This window comes from Methanobacterium sp., from assembly GCA_012838205.1.
Taxonomy (GTDB): domain Archaea; phylum Methanobacteriota; class Methanobacteria; order Methanobacteriales; family Methanobacteriaceae; genus Methanobacterium.
Genome location: DUPR01000034.1, coordinates 1 through 21757 on the forward strand (window position 1 = coordinate 1; position 21757 = coordinate 21757).

Below are 21757 nucleotides of genomic sequence, written 5' to 3' on the forward strand. Positions count from 1 at the left end.
ACTAATCCTATCGCCATTAAAATCTTATTGGCATCCAATATATCTTGGGAAGATTTTCCATGATGTTTATGACCATATTTTCCTGTAATAACTCCCACCAACGTATTATTTATTACGATATCACTGTTTGATTATTCATTTTTGCATAGGATTTAGTTTTCAGCCCTTAATCTGTTTCTTGAAAACAACACCACCCCTATAACAAAGAGCACAGCAGTTAATAGGGCAGCCCATCCCACATGGTAAGCAATGGCATCCCATCCACCCCCGAAGGTTAAGGTTGCTCTGAGTGCATAGAGAACATGGGTCCATGGTAAGATGTCATAAATTTGGAATGATTGTCCCCATAGATGTCCAATCACTATTTGAGGGAGTGGGAAAAATGCGCCTACAAGGAAGCTGGTGGGCACACTTATTAGGGTTCCCAGACTGCTTGCCTGATGGTCATTACGTGCGAAGGCAGCAATTATCATACCTAATGAGATGGAAGCTATTCCCCCTATGATTCCAACAAATAAGGCTAATATGAGTGTATTTAACCCACCCTGCCAATGGAATCCTATTAGAACTGCGATAATTAAGAGAATGACAACTTGTACCGCGGCAATGAGGGACCATGGTAATAATCCTCCGAATAATAAGTCGAAAGATGTCATGTTAGATAGTTTAAGCCGGGCCAAGGTGCCTTTTTCCACCTCCCTGGTTAAAGCGGAAGCCACAGTGGTGGTTAGAAGTAAAATTGCAAATACAATCATTCCCGGAGCTAAAAAGTCAAATGTGGTGAAGGATCCAGTGCCGGAAATAGCTTCCACCTTACTTTGAATGTACTGTGTTGTTTCAACCCCTGGTGATCCAGTGATGGCACTGCGTGTTTGGATGACCAACGTATCCTTATACTGCTCCAAAACACCAGTTAAAATGCCTTGACTGGTGCCGAATCCTATATATCCCGTGTCTCCCCTGATAATCAATGTTGAAGTGGCATTGGAAGACTGTGCTGAGGTGTTCTGACCAAGTGTTACTGGTTGCTGCGCGGTACTGGTGATCAAAGCTACCATTGATTGAGAAAAGTTTTCGGGTATGATCAAGGCTGCATCAACATCTTTAGCTTCAAGTTTTTTATTGGCTTCAGTTTCAGTGGTCAGGTTTACATCAAATAAATGAACATCGCTGTCTTGATACTTCGAATCCTCCAGTACCTTTGTTAGATTGTTGCCAAAGTTCACTGTTTCTCCAGTAATAGGCATGGTGGCTCCTTTATCATAATTTACAACTGCCAAGTTGTGGGGTTGGTTACTCTGCCCCATACCTCCAAAGGCAAATCCAAATACTAACATGAAAAATAGGGGAAACAGGAGAATCATGGCCAAGCCTTTACGGTCACGTATTAATTCTTTGAAATCTTTTTTGGCGATGCTAATAAATTTCATTTTTACTCCCTCAATCCAGTTCCAGTTAAATCAATGAAAACATCTTCTAGTGTATTTTGCCGCACAGAAAGATCAACTACTCTAAGTCCTAACTGCTTTAATTCGTCCATAATAAGGGGGAGTTTGCCAACAGCGTCCCGAGCTCTGATGTTAATCTGTGTATTTACTTGGACCACACTATGAATTCCTTCCAGTTTTTTTACTGAATTTATAAATTCTTGATTTTTTTTAGGGTCTGAAATTATCATTTCTACTACATCGCCCTCACCAGTTTCTTTCTTAAGATTTGAAGGTGAGTCCAGCCGTAGCAACTTACCATGGTCAATAATGGCAACACGATCAGATAACCTGTCTGCCTCGTCCATTAAGTGAGTGGTCAAAATAACAGTCTTTCCTTCATCATCACGCAGACTTCGAATATAATTCCATAAAACTCTGCGAGATTGAGGGTCAAGTCCTTCGGAGGGTTCGTCTAAGACCACGATCTCTGGCTCGTGAATTAATGCTAATGCCAGATTCAAACGACGTTTCATACCACCAGATAGTTGAGAAACAACAGTGTTGGCCTTTTCAGTTAGGAAGAGGTCATTCAATAATTTATCAACCCTTTTTTTTAGCTTTTCTCTTGGAACTTCATACAGGTCACCCATGAGCATTAAACTTTCCTTACATGTGAGATAATCCCATAAAACTAATTCCTGTGGACATATTCCAATGGTTCCTTTCTCTATTTCTTGAACTTCCTGGCCATCTATGAATACTTGACCACTGCTAGGGCGTAAGAGTCCTACCATCATTTGGATTGATGTTGTTTTTCCAGCCCCATTGGGTCCCAGGAACCCGAACACTTCCCCACGATTAATCTTAAGATTTAGATTTTCAACTGCTGAAAATTCTCCAAAACTCTTTTTAAGGTCTTGAACCTCTATGATGACATTATTCATCCTTTAATAACCTCCAGAGTATCCGATATATGATATTTTTTGTAAAATTTTTGGATGGATATTGATATTATCATTTTTCTCCCAGATTTCCAATAATAGATTTAATTAATTACTTATAAATGTTCAGTTCTAGTAAAGTCTGGTGATAGTTATGATCGATAGGATTGAAGTGAGCATGATCAATGAAAGTGTGCACAACTTTCGTAAGGGGGAATTTGGTGTTAAGTCAATTGAAATCCATGAAAAAAGGGGGTTAATTGAAATAATTTACGTTTCTAAAGAAACTGGGACAAAAAACGTTTTGATTCCCTTGCAAAATGTTGAAAAATGTGAATTTACACAAAAATCTGATTCAAAAGGTGCTTGAAGCTTCAGTTTTAGAGTAAAAGTTTGTTTCGATAGTATTTTGAGTATACTGCCCCTAATGGATTATGAGCCAGTATTCGGTCTTTTACCACCAGGGTGGTTACTGGTGCATGTGAATGTTCGGTGAATAACAAATCATGACCCATGCATAGTCCAATGATTATATTTAGATCGGTTTTCTTTTTATTCAGAAACCATGCTTGGCCAATAGGGTTACACATGGACTCTTTACGATTTTTTTCTATTTTTTCAAGGTCAAAATCAGATTTATCAATTCCACATACTTTACAACACACAGAATAGACCTTAAAATGCTTTTTAAATATGGAATGTATTATTCTTGATTCTTCTTCTAACCCCAAACAGAATGCCATTCCTATCTTTTCATAATTCATCATCTCAGAAAAGAGGATTATCTCCTCTAAACGTGTTTTTTCCATGTAATATCTGGATTCGATGGATGTAGAAGTTTTTAATAAGTTGATATCTTGTTCTGTGTAAAGTTTTGTGATTTCTTCTTTGCTATCTAAACAATCTTTCCCATCGTAACAATCTTTATGAGGGCAGGAAGCACAATTCAACTATCTCACTCCTTTATTTTGGATAAATAGGATCAATTAGAATAATTTCGTATGATTAACTCCTGTATTTCTCCTCTACGTGAGGTTTTCGAATTAATGTTACGTTTAGCAGGAACTCGTTCTATATTATATCCATAATACAATTTATCAAAGAAATCATCTTTTAAGTTATGATTCTTAGGATCACTGTTGCTTAGAATTAGGTGTGCACCTTTGTTGTCCATTTTTTTATAGAATTCTGCTAATTTCTTCTGGTCCTGATCACTGAATCCATTGCGAGAGTATCCAGTAAAATGGGATGTGTTGTTTAGAGGCCTATATGGTGGATCAAGATAAACCAGGGTGCCTTTTTGGATGAATTGGTGGGAGTGAGTGAAATCCGTGCACAAGAGCTCTGTTTTTTTAAGGGAATCATGTGCAGACTGTAAATTTTCTACATCACATATAGTGGGATTTTGGTATCTGCCAAAAGGTACATTGAACTCACCTTTACTGTTGAGTCGGAAAAGTCCATTGAAACAAGTCTTGTTTAAAAAAATTAGATGAGCTGCCCGGTCAACCCAATCAGAACTGTAGTGCGTGTAGTCGATCTCATGCATCTGTGTATTAAAATCATCCCTTTTACTATAATAATTCTTTTTTCTATCTTTTTCAGATTTTTTTAGGTGTTCATCCTCCATATCCTTCAATATTGAGATTAAATATTTAAAATCGTTCTGAATCGTCTGATAAGCCATGATTAGTTCCATGTTAACATCTAAAAGAATGGACTTTTTAACTTGATAATTATTCTGTAAATGAAAGAATAAAGCTCCTCCACCAACAAATGGTTCTACATATCTCTCAATAACTTTATTTTCGAGTATGGAGTTAGGTAATCTATTTTCCAATTCTAAAAGTAGTTGTCTTTTCCCACCCGCCCATTTAAGGAATGGTTTGGAAACTTTCAAATCATCCTTGGTTAAGTTTTTAGTAGACATTTTCATCCTAAGTGATTAATCAAGTATATTTGGTGTTCTTATCAATTACAGTTATATTCTTAGTACAATGATTCATCTAACTAATCTGCTTCTAGAATTGATTCAGGAGCTCCCCCCAGAATAACTAGCCCTTCGGCCTCTAAAAAGTGCAAGTCGCCTGGAATTATAATACAATGTAGTGGCCCTCCAAAATCTTCTTTCAGCAATTTATCAACACTATCCGCTCTGACCAGTGGTTCTTTTGAACCGGCACGTGCAATTACCACTGCCAGAGCATCTTCAGATATTAATCCTTCTTTCTTTATATTTTCAATCCGGATTAAATATTCCAGACCTTCATTGGCAGTCATGTAATAATTTTGGTGGGCTTGAATATCTAAAAGAACTAGTGTGTGCAACCCCATCTTCTTATTTCCAGAGACGACCTCGTAGGGAGATTGAGGAAAATAGTTTTCCTCAGGACGTGGGATGGTAGTGACCTTACCAAACTTGTAGGCTTGGAGTCCGGCAATGCCAGGTGCAGCAGAAAGAATAGAAGATGCGTGAATGATGACCGTTTTAATTCCTTTTTTTCTAGCCTCTATTAAGATATCTGAATGAGTGGTCGCCATTAATGGATCCCCTGCTGTTAAAAACACGACTTTTTTCTCTTTAGCTTGTTTAATGAGCAAATTCTCCTCTTCCACCTCTTCTCGGGATAATATATTAATCATGACCCCAGTAAGACTTTCCAGGGATTTTAAATCTCCTCCAAAAAGACGAGCTGTGTAAAATTCAGCGTAAACAACATCAGCAGATTTGATGGCCTCCAGACCATTAACTGATATGTCTTTTTCATCATAAAGTCCCAATCCAACCAGGCAGAGCATTTCTTTCACCTTCAACAACTAATTATGAGACGGAGGGTTTATAAAATTTATTTTTTAGAGTGAACATAAATGTTAGCAAGTAAAACTATATTGGATAATAATGATGAGAAGAAATAGGTGACTAATTCAATGATCGGTTTAAAAATCCCTAAAAAACAGGCCAATACTATTCGTCTTATTCTACAGGAGAAATCAATTCTAGGCCATGAATGGAAAATTAAACGTGTGGATGATTATGTTTACCTCCCCTTAAAAAAAAAGCCAGATGCTATGCTTTTAAGTGAATTAAACCTTTCAAATTCAAATTTGATAGAAACTGATTTTGAGAAACTTAAAAAAAGACCTCAGAGTATTGAAGATTTCTTAAAGGATCGAATTCCTCCTGAGAAGATGGATGAATTTAAAAAATCATTTGATATTATTGGTGATGTTGTCATATTAGAGATTCCAGAGGAGTTGGAAGAAGAAAAATATCTTATTGGGGAAGCTGCCCTTAAGTTCACTAAGAGAAAAAGTGTTTACCGAAAAAAGAGTGAAATTAAGGGTGTTCATCGTACCCGAGAACTGGAACATCTTGCAGGAGAAGATCAGCCTGTGACCATTCACAAAGAATATGAATCCCATATAATGCTTAATGTTAAGGAAGTCTATTTTAGTCCCCGCTTGGCAACAGAAAGGAGAACTATCACCAATCAAATCAAGGACGGGGAAATAATTATTGACATGTTTACAGGTGTAGGGCCAATTGCTATTAACATTAGCCGAACACGTAAAGTCAAGATATATGCAATTGACATCAACCCCCAAGCAATAAGCTATCTTAAGAAAAATATCGCTAATAACAAACTTCAAGGTGAAGTTTATCCCATTAGAGGGGATGTGAGAGATGTTATGAATGATCTTAACATCCAAGCCAACCGAATAATTATGAACCTGCCAGAGACTGCTTATAAATTTCTTCCCCTTGCAATTAAATACTTAGAATCTGGTGGAATAATAAATTACTACCAGTTTAGTAGCGATTATAGCCAGCCTATCAAAATGATTAAGTCCATAGCCAAACCACGGAAAGTGGAAATATTAGACCAGAGAAAAGTTAAATCAAGGAGTCCTGGAGTGTGGCACATGGCAATTGATGCACGAATATCATAAGTAGGGAGTGATTATATGACCAGGGACAGCTTACCGGAAATATTAGAAATAGAGTACTCCTTTAATTTAGGAGGGCATAATTCACTTAAATTAGTGGATGGGAGGTTATTCTTTTTTTCTGAAGCAGATTCTCATCTTTCAGAAAAAAATGAATACCTAACCCTGGTATCGATTCCAGAAAATAGGGCATGGAAGTGTTTTTGGGATGATTTAGATGGATTAGGAATTTGGGAGTGGGAAAACAATTATAAAAAAACAGAAGACACTTCAGATGAAACTATCAATCAAGAAATACCCGGAAAGGGCGATGTATGGCAATTAAAAATTATACATGGTAAAAAAAGAATTCACAAAAAAAGTTGGTCATCAAAACTAGAATCAAAGGATGATTTCTTTAAAGCAGTGCAAAAATTGGTGGGAGTGGATATTCGTTTGCCATTTATGATTCTTTCAAAAAAATTATCCTCTGAAAAAAATTAATTAAATAGAGTAAACAAGGACATAATATGAATTTTCTCAGAATGGATCCACTATTCCGTCTTCAGTTATGATTCCAGTGATCAAATCACTGGGTACCACGTCAAAGGATGGATTCCTCACTTCAGTCCCGAAAGGTGCAGCTTGACAACCTGCAAAACTTAATACTTCAACAGAGTCTCGTTCTTCAATTTCTATATCATAAATATTGTTTTCATAATCAAAGGTACTTAGGGGTGCTGCCACATAAAAGGGTACACTGAAATGTTTGGCTGCCAGGGAAACCATTAGAGAACCTATTTTATTGGCAATTCCACCTTTAGCCACACGGTCTGCACCAATAATCACCTTGTTTATCTGTCCTTCCTGCATTAAGCGACCGGCAGCTCCGTCAACTATCAATTTTACTGGTATGTTTTCTTTCTGCATTTCCCAAACACTTAAACGAGCTCCCTGAAGTACAGGGCGGGTTTCATCACAAACCACACTTATGTTTTTACCTTCCTCATTAGCTGCCCTTATAACCCCAAGGGCGGTCCCATAATCAACACAAGCCAGTGCCCCTGCATTACAATGAGTTAAAATAGTGTCCCCATCACGGATTAGAGTGGCTCCATGTTTTCCTATGCGCCGGTTGGTTTCCCTATCTTCTTCATACATTAAAATGGCCTCATCAACCGGATTGTGAGCAGCCATGACTCTGTTTACTGCCCAGGATAGGTTAACTGCAGTGGGACGGGCGTTTTTCATCTCTGTTGCAGCTTTTTCTAAGTCTTCACCATCAAGACTTGCCAGTGCCATTCCAAAAGCAGCAGCCACTCCAATAGCTGGGGCTCCTCGGACTACCATGGTTTTAATTGCAGTTATAACGTCTTGATAAGTTCCGCATACTAAATATTCTTCTTCATAAGGCAAAATTGTTTGATCTAAAAGGTAGAGTAAATTGTTTTCCCAGTACATGGTTTTTATCATTGATACACATCCTGATTATCATTAAGAAATAACAAATAATTGGGGGGGGAATAAATAGTAAAAAGAAATGGTTAAGGGATTTTTTATAAAATAATAGTATCCCAATTTTATTATTTCGTTGATTAATAATGGCTGGCAGGTGTCATATCCAAGTGCTTGTCATCTTTTCCAGGAACTCCGTAGGCATCTGCCCGACACTGGGTGCATGCACGGAAGACTGGTATGGTTTCCTCGACTTTATCCCTTACATTGGAAAGATCTTCACATCCAGGTCTTGGATAATCCTTCATTTTATATAAAGGTATTAGTGGTATGATGTTCATTAAACTAGCACCACGTTTTTTAACTTCCTTGGCAATGTCCGATATGTGGTCATCGTTGAGACCTGGGACCAGGACACTGTTTACTTTTACCACCACTCCCAGTTTGGCTACTTTTTCGATTCCTTCTAGCTGTTTCTGGGAGATTATTTTAAAGGCTTCTTCTCCTTCGTAGACTTTCCCATCATATATTGCTCTAGAATATATCTTTTTACCAATTTCTGGGTCAATTGCATTCACAGTTACGGTTATAGTGCTCACGTTAGCTTCGGCTACTTCTTCAGCCATGTCAGCCAGTAGGAGTCCGTTAGTACTCATACATTTGATGAGGTCGGGGAATTTTTTGTCAATTATTCGGAAAAATTCTAGTGTTTCAGGATTGGCAAGCGCATCTCCGGGTCCTGCTACTCCCACCACACTGATGGGCATTTCCTTAATTACCTTGGCTACGTGGGTGACTGCCTCTGCAACGGTCATGACTCTGGAAGATACTCCTGGGCGTTGTTCACATTTGTTTATTTCCCTGGTGCAAAAGTTGCACTGTATGTTACATCGAGGTGCTATTGGTAGGTGAACCCTTCCCACCTTATCATGCATTTTCTCATTAAAACAAGGGTGTGCTTTTGTTATATGGGCGAATTTAGATTCGTTCATTAAAATTTCCTCCCTGATTTCATAGAAATTTAAAAATTCCTTTTTTAAAGATTGAATTAAATTTTTTTTTTTACATATTCAGTAGTAATTGTTTTTTTTATTTTCTTTCATTTCTTTTATTATTTCTTGGGTTTTTTCCAAGTACTCTTCCTTAATATATTCATCGGAACAAGTTAAGACTATTAAATTATCCTCAGAATAGTGTTCCACAACCCGAAATCCCTCGGGTATTATACGGAAGATAGCATCGTAGATCTTCTTTTTAAGATCTTCTTCTGGATCGTGCACCACCAATCCTTCAAGTTTTACTTGCGGGTCATCGATTATTACCTCAAAACGGCTTGGTTGATGAATTTTATTTCTCCCCTCTATTTCCCAGAGTTTTTTAAGAAGTTCAGGCAAGTATTTCTCGTCTTTGATTCGTATAAAAGTTTCATTTGCTTCAGGGTCATATTCGTATTCTGTGAAGTCCTCTAAAACTATTGGTGGGGAGGTTTTCTGATACTGAAGTGCTATTATGAATACTGGCTTTCTGGGATCAATAAAAATCCGGACATCTTTTACAGCTCTAACAATTTGGATGTCTTGGAGTATTTGCCTCAAGATCATATCGTAGACTTTTTGTCCACTTTCATCGTGGCATTCGACTTGCATTTGAATCCCCAGATAATTTTTTAGCTCCGAAATCTTTCTTTTCACCTATGCCTGAAACCAGTAAAGCTGATCCCACTGCACCGATATGGGAGGAGTTTTCTGGTACAATGACATCCATTCCACCCAAGACCGTGCTGACTGCTTTTACCAATCCCCCTATAAGACTGGTTCCTCCTACCTGGATAAGTGGTTCACGCACATCGATTTCCTGCAATTGTTGTTCATAAACTTGTTCTGCTACAGAGTAACAAGCAGCTGCAGCTACATCTTGTTTGGTTTCCCCTGCAGCCAGTGATGTAACTAAGTCTTGTATTCCAAATACAATACAGTAACTGTTTAAAAGTGCTTTTTGGAAGTTTCCTTTAAGTGCTAAAGGCCCTAATTCAGTTATATCCACACCTAATCTCCTGGCGGTGATTTCTAAGAATCTTCCAGATGCCCCGGCACATATTCCACCCATGGTGAAGTTGTCAGGAATTCCATCGTTAACAGTAATGACCTTGTTATCCATACCACCAATGTCCAGGACAGTTGCTTCTCCTTTCTGGTGGCCAGCAAGATAAACTGCACCTTTAGAGTTTACAGAAAGTTCTTCTTGAATAAGCCCGGCATCAAAATGTTTACCTATTGTGATTCTACCATAACCAGTGACTCCAATCCCGTCAACATCATCAAGTTTATACTCGCTTCCTTCAAAGGCCTGTTCCATTGCTTCATTGGCACTGGCAATCACATCAGTGGTGGGGACCCAACCAGTTCCAAGGATTTTATCGTTTTCCATCAACGCGACTTTAGTTGTGGTTGAACCTGAATCAATCCCTAATGTGAGGCCTTCCTGTTTTTCTCTTGCAAGTAAGCTTTTTCGTGCTACAATGGTTGATAATGCTTCCATTCGGATGAAAAGTTCGTCAGCCTTGGTTCGTTCGGTGAATGAATAAGTAACCACCGGTAAATTAGTGTTTTGTTGTATAAATCGTCTTACTTCGTTTCTTACTAGTGCTGCCTCGGCACATCTAAAACATGATGCAATAAATACCGCATCTGCATCTGATTTTCCTTCAACCAGGGACATTGCTCTGGCTATCATTAGACGTACACTGCTTGAGGCGGCGTTAAATCCGAACTTATGATAAGCTTCGTCAATGTAATCAAGGTCTGCTTCAGGTATTGTAATTTCAGCACCGAAAGTGGATGCTGCTTTTTCAATCTCTTTCTGCACACCACTGTAATCAGTTCCACATGAAATCTGAGCTATTTTAACCATATTCTTACTCCCCTTGTTCCTCGTTTGGTTTGGTGGATTCTGTCAGCTTATCTAAGAAAGTGTTGATTTTGTTTACCATTTCCATGGTTTCTTCTCTTGTTTCAGGGTAGTGTAGTTCCAGTATTGGAACACCCTTCTTACGCAAGAAGTACATGGTAAGTTCATTGGTACGAGCACAACCTATACATCCAAAACCGTAAGGCGCATCCTCCATGATTATGATGGCATCTGCTTCGTCAATTATAGGCCCAAAAATAGCCATTCTACCCCTTATACCTGATGGAACCTCAATTGCAGCATATTTTAACCCTTTGATAGGATCTTCTTCAGTTATGTTAAATGGAGGGGAGTCTATTTCTGGGTCAGTTACCTTTTGACGAATCTCTTTCTGAATAACTAGAGGTTCATGTCCCTTTCTTTCAACCATGTCCGCTAGTATAAGAGAGTTAGGTGGGAATACAGCCACTTTCATTTAGCCACCCCTGGAATCAGGTAATTCTTCTGGTCTTTTGGTAATTTCCATTATATCACTGTAAATTCCTTTTGTGATATCAACCACACCTATAGATGCTATAACTGTTCCTTCTTCTATAATCGGAACAACTATCACTGGTGTTCCCTCATATTCCCCACTTTGAGGGATTTCTTGAATCATCACACCGTTTTCCAAAACTTTTTCAAGGACTGGGCCTGTGTATTTATAATCAACGATTTTGCCTTCCTCTATACGAACACCGGGATTTTTTAGAGTACGCATGGTAAGAGGAAGCCTGTTAACCAAGTTATGGATGGCCAGAGCCATTGGTGCTATTTCTTCTCCTGTTGATGATCCATTGATATTCATTTTTCACACTCCTTGACAATTTTTCGAAATTCATCAGGTGAAATTTTTTTAGAATCCTCTAAACTTACTTTCTTTGGATTTTCCAGGGCATCACATACATATTCCAATAGCTCATATTCCTTTTCTAGTTGATGGAATCCTTCCCTTGCTGCCCCTCTTTTGGCACGGCACCTTCTAGGATCACCTGGAGGGAATCCACGATCTTTGGTGAAGATATTTGATGGATCCAAATCCCTTATTTTGGTTATTGCATCTTGCACTGTCTTATTATCTCCGTGAATCACTGCCCCATAACAAGTGGATTTGATGGTTAATGGAAGTTCTAACATGTGCAGTTTTCCCAACAATTCACTTTGACTCAGTTGAGCTTTGGGCCCTAATATGATCATACGGGTTACTTTATCATTTTCTGGTGACATAGATTGTATCCCCCTCTTTATATTTCTCCAGATTTTCCATTCCTCGGACCACCTTTCCAATTATATTCGTTCCCTGGAATGGTTCTCCAGTAGGACCGAATTCATTGTTATTTTCAAAACGAACCCCTACCATCCCAATATGGCGACGGGACATGTTAGTAATACCAATTTGTCCCGATTCTACCACGTCTTTCGGTGTATTTTCAGGTATTAGTCCTTTAGACTCTTTGGGAACAGATTTAAACATTAGTAATTTCATTCCAGGGAATGCGAAATGGACATTCAGGGACCCTACTGGTGAATCCAGAAGTCCAGTGATCTTCTGGAAGTACCATGTTGAACGAGGTGCATTCTGGTCTAACTTTACATGGACAATGTCTTCCTCTGGGATGCCATAGGTTTTCACTTGGCCTTGGGCAATAATATCCATGGTGTAGTGAGGTTCCTGCCGGACCACCACTGCCTGATCATCTTGAAGCCCTTCACGGATTTGTTTGACTCCTTTTTCAGTTAAAAATTCTTCTGCATCTTTTTGAGTCATGGATAAGGTCATTATTCTCTCAGGAAATGTTTGGACGGTTATTTCATCGCTGTAACTAACCATATCCAATAATTGCATTCCTTTTTCTACTTTCCCCAGTACACTATGGGACGGTGTTGAAACACGATCCTCACGATAAATATAAACACGCCCAACCCCTTTCCCCCTATTTCTAAGAGTAATAGCTCCTCTTTTACGCTGATCTATATGTTCAGATCCTTTTTCCAAGCCTTGTAATGCATAAAAACCTACAAATGTGTTTGAATCGTAATCAACACGGATTTTTCCAGATTCTTGTAAAGCATAGAAATGTTCCACAGATTGAGGGGACTTGGAATTTGGTTTAACTAGTACATAAGTAAAAACTTGGTTTCCTTCCTCTAAGAGTGTTTCCAAATTAGTGATAGCAGCACTTTTTATAATGCTTTCCCGTTCCATGACTGGTTTTACCTTTAAAACTTCATCATCATCTGTAAGTTTCATAATAGTTCTTTTACCACCAATTACTCTAGCAAAAACTCCCCGGTTGTCACTAGGAGCTCCATATGTGGCTTCATGGTCTCCTTTGGAAAACACCAAGTGAGTGGCATCAGCAGTGAATCCTGAAAGGCTGAAAAGAACATCCCAACGATTATAATGAAATTTTTCCATGCTAGGAATCAGTTCTGTTTTTAAAGGACCAATAGCCACTTCCTGGGATGTGGTCCATCTGACACCCATTTTAGAAAACTGTTTATATTGGTCTTTCCATGTTTCAACCAAAACTTCTGGGGCATCACTTAATATTTCAATGATGATGCTTCCTTGAGTAGTTTTAAGTTTAAATTTGTTCACATGACGTTCAACTTCTTTAGTACCCTTAACCAAACCCAGCACACATCCTGGTATGTAGGGTGCTTCCACAGCGTCTATTGCGTCTTGTATAGTTGAACCTTCAGCAAGATCTATTTCTTCTCCATTGACCTTTACCCGCATCCAATACCCTCCTAGGGTTTTTCCTCCTGTATTCCCATGATTTTATCAGAATTAAAATCAAAAACAAGTTGTTTGTCATTTTCAGAGCTTAAATAAAGTTTTTTATCAGATGTGATTTCACCGACCACATTGGTGGTTATGTTAACTTTTTCCAGTATTTCGGTTATTTCCTCAACTTTAGTTTCCTCTGCTGTAAGTATGAAACCAGCACCAGGGTATAGTAAAAGCCAATCTTCCCAACTAATATCATATTTTCTTGGGATCAACTCCAATTGGATTGTAGCTCCCACATTGGATGCTTCCAATAACATTCCTAAAGTTCCAAGTGTGCCAGGGTTACTAATATCCTTGCCTGCACTTACCAAGTGTTTACTTGCCAGTTCATTCATGGCTTTAATCTGTGCTTGAACCAGTTCTGGACTTTTCATGGTGGTGGTATCCCAATTCAAGTGGAACTGGGGATGGATCCTTCCATCCAAGTCAATAGCCACCAGCACTTTATGGCCAGGTTTTGCTTTGCAACTGGTAATAATGTCTTCGCGATTCATAATGCCGGTTATTGAGACATCAAGGGAGTTGTAAGGTGCATCAGGATGAACATGCCCTCCTACCATTGGCACGCCGAATTTTTTGACACCTTCATTAATACCATCCATAATCTTACTGCAGATATCTTTATCTTTCACTGATAAAACATTAGTCATTCCCAGTGGTATTCCACCCATAGCGGCAATATCGTTTACATTAACCAGAACTGAGCAGTATCCAGCCCACCAGGGGTCAGCATCCATTAATTTTCCCCACATTCCATCGGTAGCCATGAGTATCACCTGGCTGTTACCAATCTCTAAGGCAGATGCATCATCTCCAAACCCTAAAAGAGTCTTTCCAGATATATTATAAGTCTCTTCTAGCCGAATAGTTATATCTTTAATCAAATTTTTTCGGGTTATTCCTTCAAAATTCCTAACTGAATCAATTAATGATTTTAAATCCAAGTGCGCACCTCTATCTGATTTTTTTCTGTCAAAGGTATTGCAAGTAAAAATTTATGATTGAAAGCTTAATAGTGTCATTGGCAAACCTATACTGAATTTTCACTTTAGCTTGTAGTTGCGGTTTACCTCGTTAATTATCTGTAACAATTTGCTTTTAAAATTTTCTAAATTTTCTATTTCTATGGTCTCTTGATTGTTAAAAAGTTTTAAAAAGACTTCACGACCCACTATATCATCACGTCCAGCGTTAACTTCAATTATTAATGAGCCTTTAGTTTTAAACCCTTCTTCAACAACTTTGTCAATATCTCCATCAGTAATGCCAATTACTGGAATATTGAACCTATAAAGAATATCAGCAGCCACCAAGGTAGTATCATCACCCACAGTAACTACCAAGTCAACATTTTTAAACTTGTAAATATCTTCGGCGGCATGGTTAACGAATGCTACTGTAAATTTATGTTTAGATTTGTTTGATCGTATTATTCTAGGTTTTACTTGTGATTTACGCAACAATCCTGTTTTAATAATTGCTTTTTCCAGATTAATTACTCCCAGTTTCTCAACACCGTGTTGTTTGAGGTTACCACCAACTAATTCAGTGATTATGCCGTTTTTAGCTATAATTGAAACTTTTGAAGAATTCGATTTTCCAATTACTATGCCATTTACAAAGATGTTTTCATCAGGAGATACTCCCGCAATTTTCCTGCATACAGTGCCTGAAACATCTTGGCAGGGTTCTTCGTGAAATAGAGCTTCCTTGATCTCGTCGGGAGACACCATCACCAAGCCCATCTTAATTGAAATATCCTTGGCTAGTTCTTCAAGGTCATTCCTCCAAGCCACGACACTTCCATCTGCTTCTCCAGGCCTTTCCATTTGAATGAGCGGAGGTTGGTCTTGGCAGTTATTGTAAACTTTGTATCCGAAGGCATGACCAGTTACACTGGATTTACCATAGTTAATGAGAAAGATGACATCATATTTTTCCTGATTAAAGATGTCAACAGACTGGCTGGGAAAAAGTTTTTTACTAATATCAATCCTATCTTCCAAGTGAGCATCAATAACAGCAGTTCTACCCATAGTACCGCCCAATCTAGCTTTAACATCCCCATACTCTTCTAAAAATTCTATAAATTTCTGGGCGTAACCAGAATCAACTATTTCTGGTCCGTGTACTACTACTCCAATCTTCAAAATATCCATAATTCACCTTAGCCCCAACAAGTTTTTATAATTACCTCCGAACAGTTAGATAATATCTGAATCGGAATAATTTTTACAACCATATTTTTTTAAAAATAAATATGGAATACTTTTTAATCCTATAAAACTAGAATAAATAGTGGTTTTGGATGAAAAAAAGTTATTTTTTTATGGGTTTCATGTAAACTGCGGATCCGCAGATTTCACATTCTTCATAATCATAATCTGGTGGATATTTTTTTCTGCAACCACGACAGATCTTGACCCATCCATAGACTTCAGTTATGCCGGGGGTTAAAACACTTTTAAAGGCTATGTTTAGAACTTTTAAGATGTTTTGGATAGAATAATCATCAGTTACCACCACTGGATAGAATTTTTTCCGAAGAGTTACTGCTAAGGCTACCAACTGTTTATCAACTTCAGATAATCGTAAAATATCACCAGAATTTTCAATTGCCATTTGGACTTGCTTTATTGAATCAAAATCTGGTTCTTCTAAGATAATGGTTCCTTCCATTAAAGCAGATTCAACGGCAATTTTTGACTTTATATCTTTTATTTCAGAAATAACTGCACTTGTAGTTATATTAAGGTTATTTTTAGATATAAATCCGCCAATTATTCCTGAAGCATCCAGAACATAAATTTTTTCCTTCATAACCCCACCCAAATATATTATAATCTATTAAACTATCTTTAAGGGCTTATTTAGATATAATTTATTTAATTATCTCATTTGAGGATATTATGTCAATTATAGAAACTTATTTATAATATTTGACTAATCATTTAAGTTTTTGATGTGCATCTGGTGGTAGGGGGAAATGTTTTTATGTTAAAAAAACTATAAATTATTTGTTGAGGGAGGGTGACATTAGACTCCTTTCACAATTTTTCGCCTACGAAAAACCGCCTCCGATTTGGACCTAATGCCCTTCCTTCACTCTAAAATAAAATAACATAAGATATTTTCCTTTTTATTCTTTATAGAAGTTTTTACATATGGAAATTAGATAGTATATATTATTTGTGAAAATAACTTAAAAATGAGAACTGCTATAATTTTTTGATCTGAAAATAATATGTATTTAATATCTGTATTATCAACACCTGCGATCTACTAATTGAGGGGAAAAAATGGAAAGTAAAAGTATGAAAGAACACAAAAAACACAGCCCAATGAAAGTTAAAGTGGGAATAATAACTCTAAGTGACTCAATATCCAATCAAAATTATTCAATAAACAAGGATATTCCCCCTAATGAGGACCTGTCCGGTAAAATAATTTTGGAATCATTAAAAAGAGAACATGAAATAGTGTCTTACAAAGTTATACCTGACGATGCAGAACTTCTTTTAATAAATTTGGAAAAAATGAATGATAAAGGAGCCCAAATCATTATTAGCACTGGAGGCACAGGGATTGGAAAACGTGACATCACTATCGAAACCATAACTCCCCTTTTCACCAAAGAATTGAAAGGTTTTGGAGAGATATTCCGTTACGAATCATATAAAGAACTGGGAACTGGTGCAATATTATCAAGGGCAACTGCAGGAGTCTGGAAAGAAACTCTACTGGTGGCATTACCTGGTTCTCCCAATGCAGTAGAACTGGGTATGAGAATAATAAAACCAGAACTAGGACACTTAGTAAAACACTTGCAAAGTTGATGGAAAATCATCACTAAATCATAGTTGTCCCTATTATATTCGCCTTAAAAGGGAGTATGGAAAAATTGTAAAAAAAGGCTATTTTTCAATTAGAATGCTATTTAAAATCAGTGATTGATACAAGAGGTTCCAGTTGCAAACCTTCCTTTCTTAACTCCTCAACTGCACCTTCCTCCCGGTCAACCACAACAAAAGCCCTTTCAATTTGCCCTCCATTATCGGTAACTGCTTTTACGGCTTTTAAAAGTGATTTTCCAGTGGTGGTGACATCTTCAACAACAATAACCTTATCCCCTACTTTTAGATCTCCTTCAATAAGTTTGGACGTACCATAATCCTTCTGAGCCTTGCGAATCATCAGCATGGGTATATCTGAGTGCAAAGCCACCGCAGTGGCAATAGGAACCGCGCCCAGAGCGGGTCCGGCGATTTTATCAATTTGATGATCCTGGATCATGTGGGTGATGATTTTGGCCACCAGAGAAAGAATTTGAGGATCTGTAATGGCTTTTTTCATATCAACATAGTAATCACTCTCCCTACCAGAGGAAAGGGTGAATTTACCAAATTTTATTACTTGATTGGTCTTTAAAAGATTAATAAGAAGTTCTTTTTCTTTTTGGATCCTCATTAGTTCACTCTCTCAAACAGAATTATTTACTTTACTAAAAAAAATTCGCCTTACTTGATTTAAGGTGCTTTCAGGCCTTTTTGGCATCTTTTACAAATTCCATGTTTTGGTTGGAAACATCGACTGCAAACCAGACTTCCACATAAAGAACAAGTATACATCTTAGCTATGCTGCCACAGATGCTGCACAAGCCTCGTACTTCCATCATTACACCATTACTTGATTAAACAATCCAAGCACCTAATAGGCTAATAAAATTTTTAAATCATCTATAAAAAAAAAAGTGGAATTATTTAAAAATCATAGCTAACATTCTCATCCCGACTTTTCAGAAGTATTTTATCGCCTATTTTACTCACCATATCATAAGGAACGATAGTTTCGCCTTTAGACAAACCTAATCCCTCTGATATGCCACCTTTGCCCACTACAAATGCTTGAATATCGTTGGTATCCATGTTTATTTCTACATCTTTAACTTTTCCAATAATCACAGCCGAACTATCTAAAACCTCTTTACCTACTATTTGTTCCACTATCCTCACAATATCACCTCATTTACCATTTACTACCAGTTAAATCACAAATTTAAACAACAGATAAAGTTTTAACATACTTAATTTAAGTTTCAAGTTGTACTTATAGTTTTAAGAAAATGAGATATTCTAGCCTATAAACAGATTCTGTGTCCAAAAAAGATGTAATAGATAGTCATTTTTCAAGAAAAACTAGGGCAATAAAAAAAAATAAGGGGATTAAAAAAGGATCTTGTTAGCCTACTCCCTGGAAACATGTTTCTAAATGTTCTTTGCTGGGTTTTTTTGTCAACAAACTCACTACAACTGTTACTACAAAAGCAACAGGTAGTGAAATGACAATAGGGTCAACAGTTGGCCATGGTGCAGAAGAGATTAACATTGCATTTCCAGTAAGTGCTTTAACAATACCTAAAGCTTCTGCTGACTTTGCATATTCGAATACCAGCCAGAAAAGGCTCATCAGAGTTCCAATCACCAGTCCAGATATAGCACCAGCTTTGGTACAACCTTTCCAGAAAAGGGCAAATGCATACATGGAAAGGAAGGCTGCTGCAGTTATGGAGAACCACATTGATGTGCCCACAGCTATGATGTTTGGTGGTAGAATGAAACCCATAATAACTGCGGTGATCATGGCGATGGCAATCCCGAGTCTAGCAATATATACTGATGCTCCACCAGTTTTTTTAGTTAATGTTTCGTATATATCCCTTCCAAGGGCAGTGCCCTGGGTATGTATCTGGGCACTAAGAGTTGACATTGCCGCTGATAGCAAGGTTATCATGAACAGATAGGCAAACCACAGAGGCATTGCCGCGGTGATAAAGGCAGGGATTATTTTATCAGCATTACCTCCTACAACTTGCATGGAAAGTTTTCCAAGTGTGTCAAAGAAGTATACATTGGATAAAGCCCCTACTATGAACGCAGTTCCAGTCATGAGAAGAATGAATACTCCACCCACCAATACCGCGCGGTTCAGTTCCCTGTTTGACTTTACAGTCATAAATCGAACTGCTAGTTGTGGTTGGGATAAAACTCCTATTCCCACCCCTAAGACCAGTGTACTGACCAACGTCCACCAAAATGGGCTTCCTAGTGAAGGCATGGATGTCCATCCGGTGAATCCAGTGGCAGCAGCTTTTGCGGTTGCTTCGGCTGGAACTGAATTTACTAGATTGGTAAGGGCCTGGTTAGCTTCACCTACACCTCCTAGTATCCAGTAAGTGGCAAGCAAAAGGATAAACATTCCCACAAACATTATGCTACCTTGCAAGGCATCAGTGTACATCACCCCTCTTATTCCACCGAAGATAACGTACAATGCAACAATGACTGCCAATGCTATTAATGCAATATTATAATTAATACTAAGGGTTGTTTCGGCAAATCGTGCCATACCAATTAGAACCACTGATGCATATAATGTCATTCCTAAAAAAATGACTATTCCACTGAAATACTGTATGAACCTACTATCAAAACGTTTGGATAGAAACTCAGGAAATGTGAGGGCTCCTAAGTTGTGTCCCATTTTCCGGGTACGTTTTCCAAAAAATACAAATGCTATAAAAATACCCACCAATATGTTCAAAAATGTTAACCATAAAAGGCCCATCCCATATATTCCTGCAGTACCACCAAAACCTACAATTGCTGCAGTGCTGATGAAAGTTGCACCATAACTTAAAGCCATAATAAATGGGTGGGTTTCCCTTCCTGCCACCATATAATCATCGGCAGTTTTAGTTCGCCTCCAAGCTACATAACCTACGTAGCCTGTTAATGCTAAATAAATAACAACTACAATACTGAGTATAAATAAATCATTCATAAAATCCACAACCTAAACAATTTTTTGAGGGATTTAAACAAGATTCTTATGCATCGTGTTCATCCCAAAGACCTAATTCTTTTTCTTCCATATCTTTTTCTTTTTTATGCCATTCCAATTCTTCTTTTACTTGTTCTTCCTCATCTTCGCCGCCTTTATTCCAGTTGAGGATACCATAAACAACACACAAAAGAGTTACCAGAATACAACCAACATACGCACCCCATATCCAGGGATCATCAATTCCTAGAACCAATTTCTCACCTCCTTTTGCCCCTATTTTCACCAAATATTATTTATCATTATTATTAATGAAAAACTACTTTTTATATTTTTTTATCGATTTTATCCTTTTACAGTAAACTTGAGAATGATTCGCGAAGCTCAATAGAAACAATTAACTTAGAAATAATCCCATCCCCAAACTAATATCTAGCTATGCCAAAAAAACAAAAACAATGTATTATTGGAAAATATTCAATCTATTACTGAAAATTCAATGATACCTTTCAAATCTTTCTTAACATCCCAAAATAATAAATACTTATTAAAAATCAAAATTATCCACGAAAATAGCTTTCACATTATTATAAAGCTTCATGACCCGCGCCCACCCTAACTTGCTTGTGCATCCTCAAAAATTCAATTATTTTATCCAATGTTTCCTGGGCCTTTTTCACATCCCATGTGTAATCACTGGGTGCAACACCAAGTTTCAGGTTTTCATTGACAAAGACTGCGTCAATAGTTAGTAAAATAGGGCCTTCCAAACAATTTACAATAAAAGAAACATGCCATGGGGTGTGTCCTGGCGTGTGGATGGCCCATAATGATCCATCCCCCAACAGATCTGCGCTGAGACCCAATGGAGGCATTCGATTTGCTTTAAGAAAGTCAATCTCATATAGTTCTTCCAGACCCTCCAGAAAATTGCCATGAATCTCTGGATGATATTCAGAATATTCACCTTTTGGAATTACGTAAGGTATGTGTTTGGGAAGTTCCCTCACACCAGCAGCGTGATCAGCGTGTAAATGGCTCAAAAACACCATTTTCAGATTTATATGATTTTTTTGAAGGAAATTAGATATATTTTCGCCTTTATTCTGTCGGAATTCATCCACAGCTGTCCCTTCCATTCGGCCTCTGGGATCTTGGGTGTAAGAAGCATCGAGTCCTGTGTCTATGAGAAAATCACCCTTATCTTCATGATGCACCCAATGGGCTAGAATGGGAACTTCCAATTCCTCATCCAGGACATTTTTTGCTTGGGGATGTTCTGGATTTAGAGTGCCCCGGCTGTTAATGACAACAGTTCCAGTCTTGAAACTTTGAATTTGGACCGGATGTGGATTCTGGAAAACCTCCATCCAATTATGTGCCATGTTCTTTTGAAAATGATAATCTCGGAGTTTCATCA

The 21757-nt window shown here is 37.7% G+C and carries 26 protein-coding genes; 4 read left to right on the forward strand and 22 right to left on the reverse strand.

Features of this window, described 5'->3' with window-relative positions; translation table 11 throughout:
* Nucleotides 1–152: 152 nt before the first annotated feature.
* Nucleotides 153–1430 (reverse strand): ABC transporter permease, encoded by a 1278-nt coding sequence (locus tag GXZ72_05225; protein HHT18943.1) that lies wholly within the window; start codon nucleotides 1428–1430, stop codon nucleotides 153–155.
* Nucleotides 1431–1432: 2 nt separating this feature from the next.
* Nucleotides 1433–2374 carry an ATP-binding cassette domain-containing protein gene (locus tag GXZ72_05230; GenBank protein HHT18944.1) on the reverse strand — a complete coding sequence of 314 codons (942 nt, stop codon included), beginning with the start codon at nucleotides 2372–2374 and terminating at the stop codon, nucleotides 1433–1435.
* Nucleotides 2375–2525: 151 nt separating this feature from the next.
* Here GXZ72_05230 and GXZ72_05235 point away from each other — a divergent pair, with 151 nt between their 5' ends.
* Nucleotides 2526–2741, forward strand: a complete 216-nt coding sequence (locus GXZ72_05235) for a hypothetical protein (GenBank protein ID HHT18945.1) — start codon at nucleotides 2526–2528, stop codon at nucleotides 2739–2741.
* A gap of 10 nt (nucleotides 2742–2751) precedes the next feature.
* Here GXZ72_05235 and GXZ72_05240 read toward each other — a convergent pair whose 3' ends face one another.
* The 3 genes from GXZ72_05240 to GXZ72_05250 all read right to left on the reverse strand — a co-directional run bounded on the left by GXZ72_05240 (nucleotide 2752) and on the right by GXZ72_05250 (nucleotide 5170).
* Nucleotides 2752–3321 carry a DUF1847 domain-containing protein gene (locus GXZ72_05240; protein HHT18946.1) on the reverse strand — a complete coding sequence of 190 codons (570 nt, stop codon included), beginning with the start codon at nucleotides 3319–3321 and terminating at the stop codon, nucleotides 2752–2754.
* Nucleotides 3322–3353: 32 nt separating this feature from the next.
* Nucleotides 3354–4301, reverse strand: coding sequence for a DNA adenine methylase (locus tag GXZ72_05245; GenBank protein ID HHT18947.1), 948 nt, complete (start codon nucleotides 4299–4301; stop codon nucleotides 3354–3356).
* Nucleotides 4302–4381: 80 nt separating this feature from the next.
* Nucleotides 4382–5170 (reverse strand): diphthine synthase, encoded by a 789-nt coding sequence (locus GXZ72_05250; GenBank protein HHT18948.1) that lies wholly within the window; start codon nucleotides 5168–5170, stop codon nucleotides 4382–4384.
* 129 nt (nucleotides 5171–5299) lie between these two features.
* Here GXZ72_05250 and GXZ72_05255 point away from each other — a divergent pair, with 129 nt between their 5' ends.
* Both GXZ72_05255 and GXZ72_05260 read left to right on the forward strand, forming a co-directional pair.
* The gene (locus GXZ72_05255) at nucleotides 5300–6322 is read left to right on the forward strand and encodes a class I SAM-dependent methyltransferase family protein (GenBank protein HHT18949.1); all 1023 of its coding nucleotides are present in this window, start codon (nucleotides 5300–5302) and stop codon (nucleotides 6320–6322) included.
* Between the two features lie 15 nt (nucleotides 6323–6337).
* Nucleotides 6338–6802 (forward strand): hypothetical protein, encoded by a 465-nt coding sequence (locus GXZ72_05260; protein HHT18950.1) that lies wholly within the window; start codon nucleotides 6338–6340, stop codon nucleotides 6800–6802.
* Nucleotides 6803–6838: 36 nt separating this feature from the next.
* Here the strand turns inward: GXZ72_05260 and mtnA are convergent, their stop codons facing one another.
* From mtnA to GXZ72_05315, 11 genes are all read right to left on the reverse strand, one after another.
* Nucleotides 6839–7768 (reverse strand): S-methyl-5-thioribose-1-phosphate isomerase, encoded by a 930-nt coding sequence (gene mtnA / locus GXZ72_05265; protein HHT18951.1) that lies wholly within the window; start codon nucleotides 7766–7768, stop codon nucleotides 6839–6841.
* Between the two features lie 125 nt (nucleotides 7769–7893).
* Nucleotides 7894–8745 carry a radical SAM protein gene (locus GXZ72_05270; protein ID HHT18952.1) on the reverse strand — a complete coding sequence of 284 codons (852 nt, stop codon included), beginning with the start codon at nucleotides 8743–8745 and terminating at the stop codon, nucleotides 7894–7896.
* 78 nt (nucleotides 8746–8823) lie between these two features.
* Entirely contained in the window at nucleotides 8824–9399 is a 576-nt protein-coding gene (locus tag GXZ72_05275; protein ID HHT18953.1) for a methanogenesis marker 17 protein, read from the reverse strand.
* Nucleotides 9377–10663 carry a methanogenesis marker 15 protein gene (locus tag GXZ72_05280; protein HHT18954.1) on the reverse strand — a complete coding sequence of 429 codons (1287 nt, stop codon included), beginning with the start codon at nucleotides 10661–10663 and terminating at the stop codon, nucleotides 9377–9379. Before GXZ72_05280 ends, GXZ72_05275 begins: the two co-directional genes overlap by 23 nt.
* A 4-nt stretch (nucleotides 10664–10667) precedes the next feature.
* Nucleotides 10668–11135 carry a methanogenesis marker 5 protein gene (locus GXZ72_05285; GenBank protein HHT18955.1) on the reverse strand — a complete coding sequence of 156 codons (468 nt, stop codon included), beginning with the start codon at nucleotides 11133–11135 and terminating at the stop codon, nucleotides 10668–10670.
* Nucleotides 11136–11507 (reverse strand): DUF2111 domain-containing protein, encoded by a 372-nt coding sequence (locus GXZ72_05290; GenBank protein ID HHT18956.1) that lies wholly within the window; start codon nucleotides 11505–11507, stop codon nucleotides 11136–11138.
* Complete coding sequence (locus GXZ72_05295) at nucleotides 11504–11926, reverse strand: methanogenesis marker 6 protein (GenBank protein ID HHT18957.1); 423 nt, start codon at nucleotides 11924–11926, stop codon at nucleotides 11504–11506. The genes GXZ72_05290 and GXZ72_05295 overlap by 4 nt, the downstream gene beginning before the upstream one ends.
* Nucleotides 11910–13442, reverse strand: a complete 1533-nt coding sequence (locus GXZ72_05300; protein HHT18958.1) for a methanogenesis marker 3 protein — start codon at nucleotides 13440–13442, stop codon at nucleotides 11910–11912. Before GXZ72_05300 ends, GXZ72_05295 begins: the two co-directional genes overlap by 17 nt.
* Nucleotides 13443–13453: 11 nt before the next feature.
* Nucleotides 13454–14440: a methanogenesis marker 2 protein gene (locus tag GXZ72_05305; GenBank protein ID HHT18959.1), complete on the reverse strand. Its 987-nt coding sequence runs from the start codon at nucleotides 14438–14440 to the stop codon at nucleotides 13454–13456.
* A 99-nt stretch (nucleotides 14441–14539) separates the two neighbouring features.
* On the reverse strand, nucleotides 14540–15646 hold the full coding sequence (locus tag GXZ72_05310) for a DUF2117 domain-containing protein (protein HHT18960.1): 1107 nt from the start codon (nucleotides 15644–15646) through the stop codon (nucleotides 14540–14542).
* A 169-nt stretch (nucleotides 15647–15815) separates the two neighbouring features.
* Complete coding sequence (locus tag GXZ72_05315; GenBank protein HHT18961.1) at nucleotides 15816–16316, reverse strand: ribonuclease VapC; 501 nt, start codon at nucleotides 16314–16316, stop codon at nucleotides 15816–15818.
* A gap of 479 nt (nucleotides 16317–16795) precedes the next feature.
* Between GXZ72_05315 and GXZ72_05320 the strand changes: the two genes are divergently transcribed.
* On the forward strand, nucleotides 16796–17332 hold the full coding sequence (locus GXZ72_05320; protein HHT18962.1) for a MogA/MoaB family molybdenum cofactor biosynthesis protein: 537 nt from the start codon (nucleotides 16796–16798) through the stop codon (nucleotides 17330–17332).
* A 97-nt stretch (nucleotides 17333–17429) separates the two neighbouring features.
* Here the strand turns inward: GXZ72_05320 and GXZ72_05325 are convergent, their stop codons facing one another.
* The 6 genes from GXZ72_05325 to GXZ72_05350 form a co-directional block, all read right to left on the reverse strand.
* A complete protein-coding gene (locus tag GXZ72_05325; GenBank protein ID HHT18963.1) occupies nucleotides 17430–17963 on the reverse strand; it encodes an orotate phosphoribosyltransferase in 534 nt (177 codons plus the stop codon).
* Between the two features lie 59 nt (nucleotides 17964–18022).
* Nucleotides 18023–18169, reverse strand: a complete 147-nt coding sequence (locus GXZ72_05330; GenBank protein HHT18964.1) for a zinc finger HIT domain-containing protein — start codon at nucleotides 18167–18169, stop codon at nucleotides 18023–18025.
* 88 nt (nucleotides 18170–18257) lie between these two features.
* Nucleotides 18258–18509 (reverse strand): photosystem reaction center subunit H, encoded by a 252-nt coding sequence (locus GXZ72_05335; protein HHT18965.1) that lies wholly within the window; start codon nucleotides 18507–18509, stop codon nucleotides 18258–18260.
* Between the two features lie 226 nt (nucleotides 18510–18735).
* Nucleotides 18736–20337, reverse strand: a complete 1602-nt coding sequence (locus GXZ72_05340) for a sodium:solute symporter family protein (GenBank protein ID HHT18966.1) — start codon at nucleotides 20335–20337, stop codon at nucleotides 18736–18738.
* Nucleotides 20338–20383: 46 nt separating this feature from the next.
* A complete protein-coding gene (locus GXZ72_05345) occupies nucleotides 20384–20593 on the reverse strand; it encodes a hypothetical protein (GenBank protein ID HHT18967.1) in 210 nt (69 codons plus the stop codon).
* Between the two features lie 331 nt (nucleotides 20594–20924).
* A complete protein-coding gene (locus GXZ72_05350; GenBank protein HHT18968.1) occupies nucleotides 20925–21755 on the reverse strand; it encodes an MBL fold metallo-hydrolase in 831 nt (276 codons plus the stop codon).
* Nucleotides 21756–21757 lie beyond the last annotated feature (2 nt).

Bases quoted from the DNA above. Each gene is read 5' to 3' on its own strand.
- GXZ72_05225 (HHT18943.1), bottom strand. From the start codon at position 1,430: ATGAAATTTATTAGCATCGCCAAAAAAGATTTCAAAGAATTAATACGT.
- GXZ72_05230 (HHT18944.1), bottom strand. From the start codon at position 2,374: ATGAATAATGTCATCATAGAGGTTCAAGACCTTAAAAAGAGTTTTGGA.
- GXZ72_05235 (HHT18945.1), top strand. From the start codon at position 2,526: ATGATCGATAGGATTGAAGTGAGCATGATCAATGAAAGTGTGCACAAC.
- GXZ72_05245 (HHT18947.1), bottom strand. From the start codon at position 4,301: ATGTCTACTAAAAACTTAACCAAGGATGATTTGAAAGTTTCCAAACCA.
- GXZ72_05250 (HHT18948.1), bottom strand. From the start codon at position 5,170: ATGCTCTGCCTGGTTGGATTGGGACTTTATGATGAAAAAGACATATCA.
- GXZ72_05255 (HHT18949.1), top strand. From the start codon at position 5,300: ATGATCGGTTTAAAAATCCCTAAAAAACAGGCCAATACTATTCGTCTT.
- GXZ72_05260 (HHT18950.1), top strand. From the start codon at position 6,338: ATGACCAGGGACAGCTTACCGGAAATATTAGAAATAGAGTACTCCTTT.
- GXZ72_05270 (HHT18952.1), bottom strand. From the start codon at position 8,745: ATGAACGAATCTAAATTCGCCCATATAACAAAAGCACACCCTTGTTTT.
- GXZ72_05275 (HHT18953.1), bottom strand. From the start codon at position 9,399: ATGCAAGTCGAATGCCACGATGAAAGTGGACAAAAAGTCTACGATATG.
- GXZ72_05280 (HHT18954.1), bottom strand. From the start codon at position 10,663: ATGGTTAAAATAGCTCAGATTTCATGTGGAACTGATTACAGTGGTGTG.
- GXZ72_05285 (HHT18955.1), bottom strand. From the start codon at position 11,135: ATGAAAGTGGCTGTATTCCCACCTAACTCTCTTATACTAGCGGACATG.
- GXZ72_05290 (HHT18956.1), bottom strand. From the start codon at position 11,507: ATGAATATCAATGGATCATCAACAGGAGAAGAAATAGCACCAATGGCT.
- GXZ72_05295 (HHT18957.1), bottom strand. From the start codon at position 11,926: ATGTCACCAGAAAATGATAAAGTAACCCGTATGATCATATTAGGGCCC.
- GXZ72_05300 (HHT18958.1), bottom strand. From the start codon at position 13,442: ATGCGGGTAAAGGTCAATGGAGAAGAAATAGATCTTGCTGAAGGTTCA.
- GXZ72_05315 (HHT18961.1), bottom strand. From the start codon at position 16,316: ATGAAGGAAAAAATTTATGTTCTGGATGCTTCAGGAATAATTGGCGGA.
- GXZ72_05320 (HHT18962.1), top strand. From the start codon at position 16,796: ATGGAAAGTAAAAGTATGAAAGAACACAAAAAACACAGCCCAATGAAA.
- GXZ72_05325 (HHT18963.1), bottom strand. From the start codon at position 17,963: ATGAGGATCCAAAAAGAAAAAGAACTTCTTATTAATCTTTTAAAGACC.
- GXZ72_05330 (HHT18964.1), bottom strand. From the start codon at position 18,169: ATGGAAGTACGAGGCTTGTGCAGCATCTGTGGCAGCATAGCTAAGATG.
- GXZ72_05340 (HHT18966.1), bottom strand. From the start codon at position 20,337: ATGAATGATTTATTTATACTCAGTATTGTAGTTGTTATTTATTTAGCA.
- GXZ72_05350 (HHT18968.1), bottom strand. From the start codon at position 21,755: ATGAAACTCCGAGATTATCATTTTCAAAAGAACATGGCACATAATTGG.